The organism is Ruegeria sp. YKSF57 (assembly GCF_059612585.1).
The window spans coordinates 1-11,637 of record NZ_JBXWQW010000081.1 but is presented as its reverse complement, the minus strand read 5'-3'; the positions used below and the strand labels follow the sequence as shown (position 1 = coordinate 11,637).

At 64.4% G+C, this 11,637-nt stretch carries 10 protein-coding genes; 3 read left to right on the top strand and 7 right to left on the bottom strand.

Annotated features, from left to right (window positions below; genetic code table 11):
- A partial coding sequence (locus AC2FLX_RS21110) for an aminopeptidase family protein P (RefSeq protein ID WP_496875533.1) occupies window positions 1–1,218 on the top strand: 1,218 nt, incomplete at its 5' end.
- Between the two features lie 63 nt (window positions 1,219–1,281).
- A complete protein-coding gene (locus AC2FLX_RS21105) occupies window positions 1,282–1,626 on the top strand; it encodes a DUF427 domain-containing protein (protein ID WP_496745429.1) in 345 nt (114 codons plus the stop codon).
- A 4-nt stretch (window positions 1,627–1,630) separates the two neighbouring features.
- Here AC2FLX_RS21105 and AC2FLX_RS21100 read toward each other — a convergent pair whose 3' ends face one another.
- From AC2FLX_RS21100 to AC2FLX_RS21075, 6 genes are all read right to left on the bottom strand, one after another.
- Window positions 1,631–3,316: a chloride channel protein gene (locus tag AC2FLX_RS21100; RefSeq protein WP_496809981.1), complete on the bottom strand. Its 1,686-nt coding sequence runs from the start codon at window positions 3,314–3,316 to the stop codon at window positions 1,631–1,633.
- A 102-nt stretch (window positions 3,317–3,418) separates the two neighbouring features.
- On the bottom strand, window positions 3,419–5,068 hold the full coding sequence (gene recN / locus AC2FLX_RS21095; protein WP_480749171.1) for a DNA repair protein RecN: 1,650 nt from the start codon (window positions 5,066–5,068) through the stop codon (window positions 3,419–3,421).
- Between the two features lie 34 nt (window positions 5,069–5,102).
- On the bottom strand, window positions 5,103–5,954 hold the full coding sequence (locus tag AC2FLX_RS21090; RefSeq protein ID WP_480749170.1) for an outer membrane protein assembly factor BamD: 852 nt from the start codon (window positions 5,952–5,954) through the stop codon (window positions 5,103–5,105).
- A 127-nt stretch (window positions 5,955–6,081) separates the two neighbouring features.
- Complete coding sequence (lpxC, locus tag AC2FLX_RS21085; protein WP_480749169.1) at window positions 6,082–7,002, bottom strand: UDP-3-O-acyl-N-acetylglucosamine deacetylase; 921 nt, start codon at window positions 7,000–7,002, stop codon at window positions 6,082–6,084.
- A 213-nt stretch (window positions 7,003–7,215) separates the two neighbouring features.
- Complete coding sequence (ftsZ, locus tag AC2FLX_RS21080; RefSeq protein ID WP_496809980.1) at window positions 7,216–8,835, bottom strand: cell division protein FtsZ; 1,620 nt, start codon at window positions 8,833–8,835, stop codon at window positions 7,216–7,218.
- A 383-nt stretch (window positions 8,836–9,218) separates the two neighbouring features.
- Window positions 9,219–9,482 carry a DUF4242 domain-containing protein gene (locus AC2FLX_RS21075; RefSeq protein WP_480749167.1) on the bottom strand — a complete coding sequence of 88 codons (264 nt, stop codon included), beginning with the start codon at window positions 9,480–9,482 and terminating at the stop codon, window positions 9,219–9,221.
- 155 nt (window positions 9,483–9,637) lie between these two features.
- On the opposite strand from AC2FLX_RS21075, the gene AC2FLX_RS21070 reads away from it, so the two are divergent.
- Window positions 9,638–10,516: a LysR family transcriptional regulator gene (locus AC2FLX_RS21070; protein ID WP_480749166.1), complete on the top strand. Its 879-nt coding sequence runs from the start codon at window positions 9,638–9,640 to the stop codon at window positions 10,514–10,516.
- Between the two features lie 13 nt (window positions 10,517–10,529).
- Here AC2FLX_RS21070 and ftsA read toward each other — a convergent pair.
- A partial coding sequence (gene ftsA, locus AC2FLX_RS21065) for a cell division protein FtsA (protein WP_496875532.1) occupies window positions 10,530–11,637 on the bottom strand: 1,108 nt, incomplete at its 5' end.

Below are 11,637 nucleotides of genomic sequence, written 5' to 3'. Positions count from 1 at the left end.
GGGCGCAAGGCTGCGGTGATCACCCTGCCCGATTCGATCATGTGGCTGCTGAACATTCGCGGCTCGGACATTCCGCGCAACCCGGTGGCGCATGGCTTTGCCATTCTGCACGGCGATGGCCGGGTTGACCTGTTCATGGCGGCAGAAAAGCTCGGCGAGGTGCGCGGGCATCTGGGGTCGCAGGTTTCGGTCCACGATCCCGACGGGTTCCTGCCCGCGGTCAAGGCCCTGGCTGGGCCGGTGCAGGTGGACATGGGCACGGTGCCGCAGATCGTGGCGGATACACTGGGCGACCGGCTGGTCGATGGCGGCGACCCCTGCGCCCTGCCCAAGGCACGCAAGAACGCCGCCGAGATCGCCGGAACTGCCGAGGCACATCTGCGCGATGCGGCGGCAGTGGTGGAACTGCTGTGCTGGCTGGATGGCCAGGCGCCCGGAACCCTGCGCGAGACGCAGGTGGTCACCCGGCTGGAAAGTTGCCGCCGCAAGGACAATGCGTTGCAGGAAATCTCGTTCGACACCATCGCTGGAACCGGCCCCAATGGCGCGATCATGCATTACCGGGTGACCGAGGACACCGACAGCGTGCTGGAAAACGGCCACCTTCTGGTGCTGGACAGCGGCGGACAGTATCTGGACGGCACCACCGACATCACCCGCACCATTGCCATCGGCGAGGTCGGGGACGACGAAAAAGCCTGTTTCACGCGCGTGCTGAAAGGCATGATCGCCATGTCGATGTTGCGCTGGCCCGTCGGGCTGGCCGGGCGCGATATCGAATGCGTGGCGCGCGCACCGCTGTGGCTGGCGGGACAGGATTTCAACCACGGGGTCGGGCATGGCGTCGGCACCTATCTGAGCGTGCACGAAGGGCCGCAGCGCCTGTCGCGCCTCAGCCACGTGCCGCTGGAGCCGGGCATGATCCTGTCGAACGAGCCGGGATATTACCGCGAGGGAGCATTCGGCATCCGGATCGAGAACCTCGTCGTGGTGGAAGAGGCCCCCACCCTGCCCGGCGGCGATGCCGAACGCGCCATGCTGCACTGGCGCACACTGACCTATGTCCCGATTGACCGGCGGCTGATTGTGGTGGATATGTTGAGCGCGGATGAACGGGCCTGGCTCAACGCCTATCATCGCGACGTTGCGGAAAGGGTCGGCCCGAGGCTTGGCGCACAGGCGCGGCTGTGGTTGGATGCCGCGACCTCAACGATCTGACATCTGCATGTCACAGGAAAAGGGCACGAACGAGGCTCTGATACGTATACGGAAGGAACAGGAATGACTGATCACATCAAGATTCGGAAGGCTCCCGGTAAATGGAGCGTACGTTCGGGCGGAGCAATCCTGGGCGAGACGACCAATGCGCTGGAGCTGAGCGAAGGTGATCTGCCGCCTGTCATCTATTTTCCCCGCGCCGACATCGCGATGGCATTTCTGGACCGGTCCGAAAAGGTCGCCAGTTGCGAGCACAAGGGCGAGGCGACCTATTTTCATATCGTCAACATGTCGTCCGTCACCAATGACGCGGCATGGAGCTATGAAAACCCGGACGCGCCCGTGGCCGAGATCAAGGATCACGTGGCCTTCGTTCTCAGCGACTCGGTGAAGGTGGAGCAGCTCTGACCGATCACGAATGCTCCTCGGCCGCGGTGGCGGCCAGAGCGCGGTTATAGGCCTTGAGCGCGTCGATGTGATAAAGCACGCCCACCGGTGTTTCGGTGCCGTCCGCCTCGCGGATCACCACCGGAATGCAATCCACGTCGTCACGGTCGAAGAAGGGCATCGCGGCCTCAAGCGTCGAGCTGGCGCTGATGCAGAGGCCCTGAGCGGCCAGTTCATGGCACTCCCCGGCGCTTAGCGCGCGCGGATCGCCCAGCGGGCGCATCACCGCGCCCGCGCGCAGCATCGCCAGCAGATAGGCCTGCGGACCTGCGGCCAGATGCACGTCGCGCCGTTCCAGCTGGGTCAGGAAAAAAGACCGGTCCACCAGCCGCGAGGCCAGCGCGGTGGACATCGAGATCGACACCATCACCGCAAGACCGATCTGCCAGTCACCGGTCAGTTCAAACACGATCAGGGTTGTCGAGATCGGCGCGCCCAGCACCGCCGCCGCAACCGCACCCATGCCCGCAAAGGCGTAAAGCGCATCGGTGCCCGACACGGCGGGCAGAAACCCGGTGGCGATATGTCCGAATGCCAGCCCGGTCAGCGCCCCGATCATCAGCGACGGGGAAAATACGCCGCCGCCCATGCGCCCGCCCATGGTGATGGCCAGCGCCACGGTCTTGACCACCGCGAACACGATGGCCGTGGTCAGGGCCAGCTTGCCACTCAGCGCAAGGATCGTCGTTTCATAGCCCACGCCGATGATATGCGGAAACCAGATGGCGATCAGGCCCAGCATTGCGCCCGACACCGCCGGACGCAGCCAGCGCGGCAGCGACAGGCGGTTCTGGATGTGGGTTCCGATATCCTCGGCAAAGAAGATCGAGCGCATCAGCAGCAGCGACACCAACCCGCAGATCAGCCCCAGCAGCAAAAAGGCGGGCAGTTCGACGTAGAATTGCAGCGAACCGGGCGTGTCCAGAACGAACTCGGTCACGTCGCCATATTCCAGCCGGTTGATCACTGTCCCCGCGACAGCGGCGATGACGATCGGGGCAAAGGCGTGAACGGCAAAATGGCGCAGTACCACCTCAAGCGCGAACAACGCGCCCGCGATGGGGGCGTTGAAGCTGGCCGAAACCGCCGCCGCCACGGCGCAGCCCAACAGGTCGCGCCCGGTAATGCCGTCGGCATGTATCCGGTCGCTGACCCAGGTCGAGATCACACCCGCCATGTGCACCACAGGGCCTTCGCGGCCCGACGAGCCGCCGGAACTGAGCGTGATCAGCGAGGCCACCATCGACGCGATCCCGGCGCGGGTTTCCACCCGCCCATCGGTCAGCGCCGAGCCTTCGATCACGTCGGCGACCGAGCGCACCCGTCCGTCATCGGTGAAATGATTCAGGATCAGGCCAACCACGAGACCGCCGATGATCGGGATGAACAGAATCCAGTACCACGGCAGCTTTTCCGCGAAACTGTGCAGATATTGCACGTTGTCGGTTCCGTACAGATTGGCCTGCAGCGCGGCGATGCCCTTGCGAAAGAACAGCGCGGCAAAGCCAGCGGCGATGCCGATCATAAGGGCGATGAACCAGAACTGGATCTGGCTGGGCCCGCGCCGGCGCAACACGCGCCAAGCATCCTTGATCGCGGCGAGGGCCTGTTGAATCTGATTGCGCAACACGGTGCGGGTGGACTGTGTCATCGCGTCCCTCGGTTCGTCGGATATCCCTTAGTAAGCCACGAGAGCCCAACAGAAAAGACGGTTCACGACACTATGGCCCGCGCGTTGCGGCAGGGTCGCGGATCAGGCATGCAGCAAGGCGCGGGCAGCCGCGCGCGCCTCGTCGGTGATGGTGTCGCCCGCGACCATGCGGGCGATCTCGTCCACCCGCTCGTCCGGGTCCAGCCGCAGCACGGTCGACAGGGTCTGGCCATCCTCGACCTGTTTCTGCACCCGCCAGTGATGCGCGGCACGCGCCGCGACCTGCGGTGAATGGGTGACGACCAGCACCTGCCCGTCCTGCGCCAGTGACGCCAGCCTGCGCCCGACGGCATCGGCGGTGGCGCCGCCGACGCCCCGGTCGATCTCGTCAAAGATCATGGTGCGGGCGCTGTCATCGCCGGACAGGCAAACCTTGAGCGCCAGCAGGAACCGGCTGAGTTCGCCGCCCGAGGCGATCTTGTTGAGCGGCCCGGCAGGCGCGCCGGGGTTGGTGGCCACGGTAAAGGCCACCATATCGCGGCCCTCGGGGCCCGGCTCGGCCTCGGTCATGTCGGTCCGGAACACCGCGCGTTCCATCTTGAGCGGCGCAAGTTCGGCCATCACCGCCTGGTCAAGACGCCCCGCGGCCTCGGCGCGGGCGGCGGTCAGGGCGCGGGCGGCGGTGTCATAGGCGCGCTGCGCCGCCATCAGCGCCGCGCGGCGATCCGACAGTGCGGCATCGCCGGCCTCAAGCTGGTTCAGCCGCGCCCGCAGCGTTTCGGCAAACCCGCCCAGATCGTCGGGGGCAATATCGTGCTTGCGGGCCAGCGCGCGGATCGCAAACAGGCGTTCCTCGACCCGTTCCAGTTCGGTAGGATCGAAATCCAGCGCTTCAAGGCACGCGCCGACACCGTCCTGCGCCTCGCCCAACTCGATCAGGGCGCGGCCAAGGGCGGCGATCGGCTGTTCCAGCTGACCTCCCGCCTTGTCCGACACGCCTTCGAGCCAGCGCAATGCGTCGCCCATCGCGCCTTCGGCGCCATCGCCGCCCAAAAGGTCAAAGGCGCGGGCCACGTCGTCGCGGATACGTTCGGCGCCCTGCATCATCCGGCGCCGGGCGTCCAGCTCGGCATCCTCGCCCGGTTGCGGGTCCAGCTTGTCCAGCTCGCCCACGGCATGACGCAGGAAATCTTCCTCGGCGCGGACGGCATTCACCGCCGCCTCGGTTTCCTCCAGCGCCTTGCGGGCGCGCGACAGGGCCGCCCACGCGCCGCGTACGGCGCCGAGATCGGCGTCCAGACCGGCAAACGTGTCGAGCATCGCGCGATGACCACGCGGGTTCAGCAAACCCCGGTCGTCGTGTTGCCCATGCAGTTCGATCAGTGTTTCCGACAGCGCCCGCAACACGTCGCCCGAGCAGCGGCGGTCGTTGACCCAGGCGGTCTTGCGCCCGTCCGCCGTGTTGACCCGACGCAGGATCAGCGCCTCCCCCGCCGGGATGCCTGCCTCGGCCAGCACTGCAAGGGCCGGGTGGCCCTCGGCCAAATCGAACTCGGCCACGACCTCGCCCTGTTCCGCGCCCTGCCGGACCAGCTCGGCGCGCCCGCGCCAGCCCAGAACGAACCCAAGCGAATCAAGCAGGATGGATTTGCCCGCCCCGGTCTCGCCGGTCAGTACGTTGAGGCCCGGCTGAAAGGACATCTCAAGCCGGTCGATGATAAGCATGTCGCGAATATCAAGCGCCCGCAGCATCGGCCCTAGTCTCCCAGACCAGTCGGCATGACGCTTACAACCATTGTCCCTTGATCGACTGGCGGTAGATCTGGCTGAGCCAGTTGTTGCCACTCGCTTTGAGTTTCAGCCCGCGCGAGGTCAGCAGCTTGTAGCTGCTCTCGTACCATTCGCTGGATTGGTAGTTGTAGCCCAGGATCGCGCCTGCGGATTGCGCCTCGTCCACCAGCCCCAATGACAGATAGGCCTCGACCAGGCGGTGCAGCGCCTCGGCGGTGTGGGTGGTGGTCTGGAAATCCTCGACCACGACGCGGAAGCGGTTGATCGCGGCGGTGTAATGTTCCTTGCGCAGGTAGAACCGCCCGATCTCCATCTCCTTGCCGGCCAGATGGTCAAAGGCCAGGTCGAACTTAAGGATCGCCGAGGTGGCGTATTCACTGTCGGGATAGACCTCGATCACCGTGCGCAGCGCCTGCAGCGCCTGGAAGGTCAGGCCCTGATCACGGCCCACCTCGTCGATCTGGTCGTAATAGCTGAGCGCCAGCAGATACTGGGCATAGGCCGCGTCCTCGTCCGCCGGGTAGAAATCGATGTAACGCTGCGCGGCGGCGCGGCTTTCCTCATAGTTCTTGTCGGAATGATACGAAAAGGCCTGCATGATCAATGCCCGCCGCGCCCAGTCCGAATAGGGATAAAGCCGCTCGATCTCCGAGAAATACCACGCCGCATCGTCCTCGCGGCTTTGCGCCAGCTCGTATTCGCCACGGGCGAAGATCTGTTCCGGTGTATAGCCTTCAAGATTCTGCGTGCGGTCTGCCGACCGCCGGGCGAACCCGCTGCATGACGCCAGAGCAACCGTCAGAAGAATCGCACCCGCAAGCCTGACTGCCGCTTTGCTGCCAACCATACCGCCCATCCTTGCCTTCTACTGTCGCTGGGTTCACCCCTGATCGGGCTTCGGTCTAGCACATAAAATTCCGGTGCAAAACGCCTTATCAACGCCTTCGCTGATTTGCCGCGATCAAGATTGGGTGTCAGGCGACTTCGGGGATTTCCGCCCAGACAAGTCCCTGTCCCGGCAGGCGTGCGGCCTGTTCGGGCGTGCACAGCACGGGGCGTACCGCGCCCGGCGTCTCGAAAAGCTTGCGCAAAAGCGTGTTGGTCATCGTGTGACCGGACTTGTCACCGATGTAGTGGCCCAGAATCGGCCCCCCCGCGAGGTAAAGGTCACCCAGCGCATCCAGCATCTTGTGGCGCACCGCCTCGTCCGCGTGGCGAAAGCCGCCCGGGGTCAGCACTTCGGCACCCTGAACCACAACCGCGTTGTCCAGCGTGCCGCCCAGCGCCAGGCCGTTGGCACGCATCGCTTCGACATCCGAGCGGCGGCAGAACGTGCGGCAATCGCTGAGTTCGCGCGCGAATGATCCGTTGCGCATATCAAGCGTCTTGGTCTGACGGCCGATGGCCTCGTCCTCGAAATCGATGTGGAACTCGATCGTCAGCCCGTCGGCGGGCAGCAGGGTGGCCTGCGCGCCTTCGCGCTGCGCGGTCACTGGCTTGAGCACCTCGAAGGCCAGAACCGGGCTGGCCTGCTGACGCACGCCGCGCGCCATGATCCCGCGCACGAAGTCGAGGGACGAGCCATCCATGATCGGCACTTCGGGGCCGTCGATTTCGATCAGCGCGTTGTGAACACCACATCCGGCCAACGCCGCCATGATATGCTCGACCGTCGAAACCGAGGCACCGGCCTCGTTCACCAGACGGGTGCAAAGCGGCGTGCGCTCGACCACGTCGTACGAGGCCGGGATCATCGCATTGCCAAGCTCAATATCGGTGCGTTTGAACCAGATGCCGTGACCGGCAGCCGCCGGGCGCAGGACCATCGTGGCAGGCTGGCCGCCATGCAGGCCGACGCCTTTGAACGTGACCGGAGATTTGAGCGTATTTTGCAAGATATGCCTCTGCGAGCCGTGTCCAACCTCAAGGGGCTGTGTTGGCAAATCAGTTAAGGGACCGGGCAGTTACGTACAATTCACTCTTTGTAACCGAATGAAACAAGTGTGTAACAGATCGGCAGAACCCTGCTCACAGCGATATAACCATCTGAATCGCAAAGAAAAGGGGCCGCCCAGCGGCGACCCCGGATACTTAATTTGTTACCGCTTTCAGTTGGCCTGACGCCGCAGGAAGGCGGGGATTTCGATGCGCTCCTGCTCGGGATCCGCCTCGTCATGCGCGGGTGCCGTAGCGTCACGATGGCGCACGGGCGGCTGGTGGCGCACCGGCTGCGACGGCGTGTCGGCAGCGTGTCCGGTCATCCGGTCGATCAGCTTGTTGAAGCCAAAGCGCGACTTTTCGTGGGGCACTTCGGGCTTTGCCTGCACGGGGTCGACCATGGGGCGGCGCTGTTGCGACGACGGCACTTTCTTGACTGCGGCCTGAAGCCGCTGCAACGCTTCCGGAGACGGCGTTCCCGGTGCCGGAGCGCGCGGCGCGACAAAGGACTCGGCCGCTTCTTCGTGTCTGTCGACCTGCGGTTCGAATTCCGGAACCCTGGGCTGATAGGCGGGCGGCGGCAGGCCGTCGTCTTCCATCGTTTCGGGTTCGTTGTCAAAGCTGGTGTCGATGTGGGTCTCTTCTTCGGGCTCGGATGCCTCGAACAGCGAAGGTTCGCGCTCGGCCACCGGCTCGGGCCGGGTTTCGGCGGCAATAGGCGCGGGTTCAGCCGCAACCGGTGCCTTTTCCTCGGCAGAGGTCTTCTGCGTCAGCGGGGCCGACATCGACCGGCGGCGGGCGACGGGAACTTCCGCATGCACGTCGGATGCGTCGATACCGGTGGCAACAACCGACACGCGCATGGTGCCTTCCATGGCCGGGTCCAGTGTCGAGCCGACGATGATGTTGGCATCCGGGTCTACTTCCTCGCGGATGCGGTTCGCGGCCTCGTCCAGCTCGAACAGCGTCAGATCGTGGCTGCCGGTGATGTTGATCAGCACGCCCTTGGCGCCACGCAGGCTGATTTCGTCCAGCAGCGGGTTGGCGATGGCCTTTTCGGCGGCCTGAACAGCGCGGTCTTCGCCATCGGCTTCGCCGGTGCCCATCATCGCCTTGCCCATCTCGTCCATCACCGCGCGGACGTCGGCAAAGTCGAGGTTGATCAGGCCCGGCCGCACCATCAGGTCGGTCACGCCCTTGACGCCCTGGTACAGCACGTCATCGGCCATCGAGAAGGCCTCGGTGAACGTGGTCTTTTCGTTGGCGAGGCGGAACAGGTTCTGGTTCGGGATGATGATCAGAGTATCGACCACCTGCTGCAGCGCCTCGACGCCGTCCTCGGCCTGACGCATGCGCTTGGCGCCTTCGAACTGGAAAGGCTTGGTCACCACACCGACGGTCAGCACGCCCAGCTCACGCGCAGCCTGTGCGATGATCGGGGCCGCGCCGGTGCCGGTGCCGCCGCCCATGCCAGCGGTGATGAAACACATATGCGCCCCGGCCAGATGATCGACGATCTGCTCGATGCTTTCCTCGGCCGCCGCCGCGCCGACAGAGGGACGCGCGCCCGCGCCCAGCCCTTCGGTCACCTTGACGCCCAGCTGCACGCGCGCCGACGACTGGCTTTGCTGCAGCGCCTGTGCGTCGGTGTTGGCGACAACGAAATCGACGCCTTCAAGCTGTTTTTCAATCATGTTGTTGACGGCATTGCCGCCAGCGCCGCCGACGCCGAAAACCGTAATCCGTGGCTTCAGTTCTTCTTGCCCGGGCATCGAAAGATTCAATGTCATGCTCTGTCCGCCTGTATTTTTTGCCCGCAAAACGCGGGATTTTTCTGACCTATCCACAGCCAATCCTACATATGCAATTTCCAAACGTCACGCCAAAAACGCAAATCTGCCACAAAATATGGAAGATTCAGCATCTCAACACGCGGCATTTCGCCAATTTGCGCAAATATGGGGGGAAGGTGCACACGCGGCACAACAAAAAGTTTAGCCCGCAATGCGACATTACGGGAATCAGCGATCTCTTTTCATGTTCGCGGGCCTGCCCGACCCTCTGCGGCGCCTCTTTTGCGGGCGCTCATGTGATGTGTAACATGGTGATCTTCGGCTGTCACCGGACAAATAGGGGCGCGGCGCAAAGAAATCGCCGCGCGCCCCGGTCGGAATTACGGGGTCAGATCGAGCGCCTGAACGATCTTGTCATAGGGCAGGCCCGCGGTGTCGTTCAGGCGCTTTACCTGGTCGGCGTTCTGGCCCTCGAACAGGCACATGCAGCGGCCATCCTCGGGCGCAAAGGTGGTGCGGATATAGTTGATCTGCTCCCCCTGCCCGCGCATGGATTCCGCCGTGCTGATCGCCGCCTTTTGTGCGCCGGCCAGATCCTCCATGCTGATCCCCTTGAGACTGCGTTCCACCATGAATACCGACATGTCAGTTTCCTCCCGTCCGGTGTTGCGGTTGATGCGACCATTGAAACACCGCCACCCGCCATCGACCACCGGCCCCACGTTATGGATCGATAACTGACGGTTTGGGCATTTTGCGGTATCCTTTGATGAAGGGGTCGCAAGAGGGGTCAGGTCACATGGAAATGTCTCAGGTCCGGTACGTGCTGTCGGCGGCGCGTACATTGAATTTCACCAAGGCCGCCGAAGAATGCGACGTGTCGCAACCCGCCCTGACCAAGGGCATCAAGGCGCTTGAACAGGAACTGGGCGCGGCGGTGTTCCATCGCGAAGGGCGGCGTATCCTGCTGAGCGAGTTCGGGCGGTCGATGCTGCCGCATCTGGAGCATATCCTGGAGGAAACCGAAGCCACCCGGATGCTGGCGCAGAATTTCCGCCTGCTGGACAAGGCGCCGATCCGGCTGGGCGTGATGGCGACGGTCGGCCATGTGCGGCTGGCGCGGTTCCTGGCCGAGTTCAAGCGCAACCATCCGGGCATGGAAATGGCGGTGCGCGAGGCCCCGGCCCCCGAACTGTCACGGCTGCTGGCCGATGACGAGCTCGACGCCGTCGTGATGACCGTGACCGACGACGTCCGCGACCGGTTCCGGGTGCACCCGCTCTATTCCGAGCGCTACGTGGTGGTCCTGCCCCCCGACCATTCACTGAGGGCGCGCAATGCGGTCACCCTCGCCGATCTTTCGGGGCAGGACTATGTCGATCGCCTGGCCTGCGAATTGCGGGAAATGGTAACGGAGGTCTGCGAACAGAACGGTATCGAACTTTATGCCCGCTTCCGGTCGGAACGCGAGGATTGGGTGCAGGCGATGGTGCTGGCCGGGATCGGCTTTGCCTTCATGCCGGAATATTCGGTAACCCTGCCCGGCCTCATCCAGCGCCCGCTGTCCGAGCCCGAGGTAAGCCGCGAGATCGCGATGGTCACGGTGCCGGGGCGCAGGTTCCCGCCCGCCATCGACGCGATGATGCGCTCGGCCCGGTCCTTTGCCTGGCCGGGCTGAGCGCGCGTTCAGACTACCAGTTGTCCTTGAACCAGCGCACCGCCCGCTTGAACGGGCGGGTGTTGAACGTATCCGACGGCACTTCGAAATCCCACCATTCATCCTGCGGGTGCGCCGCAAACAGGCTGAGCCCCACGGCCGAGGAAAACCCCGAACCGGTGGCCGATTGCGGCAGGCCGTGAACCCGCAGCGGGCGACCCAGGCGCACGCGCTGACCAAGGATGCGGCTGGCCAGCCCGTCAAGGCCGGTGACCTGGCTGGCGCCGCCGGTCAGCACGATCTGCTGGCTGGGCAGGTGTTCGAAACCGGCGGCATCAAGGCGCATGCGCACCTCTTCGAGGATTTCCTCGACCCTTGGGCGCATGATGCCGATCAGTTCCGCCCGGCTGACGGTGCGACGGTCGTGTTCCCAGTCGCCGGTATCGCCGCCGATGTCGATCAGGTCACGGTCGTCGGCGCCGGTTGCATGCACGCCGCCATTGACTGTCTTGATCCGCTCGGCAACCGAGGCCGGGATGCCCAGCCCCATCGAAATGTCGCCGGTGACGTGATCGCCGCCCATGCGCACGCAATCGGCATAGATCATGTGTTTCCTGAGGAAGATCGACACGCTGGTGGTGCCGCCGCCCATGTCGATACAGGCCGCGCCAAGTTCCTGCTCGTCCTCGACCAGCGCCGAGACACCCGAGACATAGGCCGAATTGGCGATCCCCGCCAGTTCCAGATCGCAGCGCTTGATGCACTGGACAAGGTTGTAGATCGCCGAGGCGTCGACGGTCAGCATATGCATGTCCACCGCCAGCGTCTGACCCAGCTGGCCGCGCGGGTCGATCAGGCCCGAACGGTTGTCGAGCGCAAAGTTCACCGGCTGGGCGTGCAGCACCTCGCGCCCCGCCCCGTATTCCGGCACGTCACAGGCGCTCAGGACACGCCCGATGTCCGCCTCGCTGACCATCTGCGTTTCCAGATCGATCTGCGCGTCCAGCCCGTAAGACCGGGGATTGGCCCCCGAAAAACAGGCGATGACATGGTCGACGCGGATCTCGGCCATCTTCTGTGCCGCCTGCACGGCGGTACGGATGGCGCGTTCGGTCTCCTGCATAGCGGTGACCTCGCCGAAC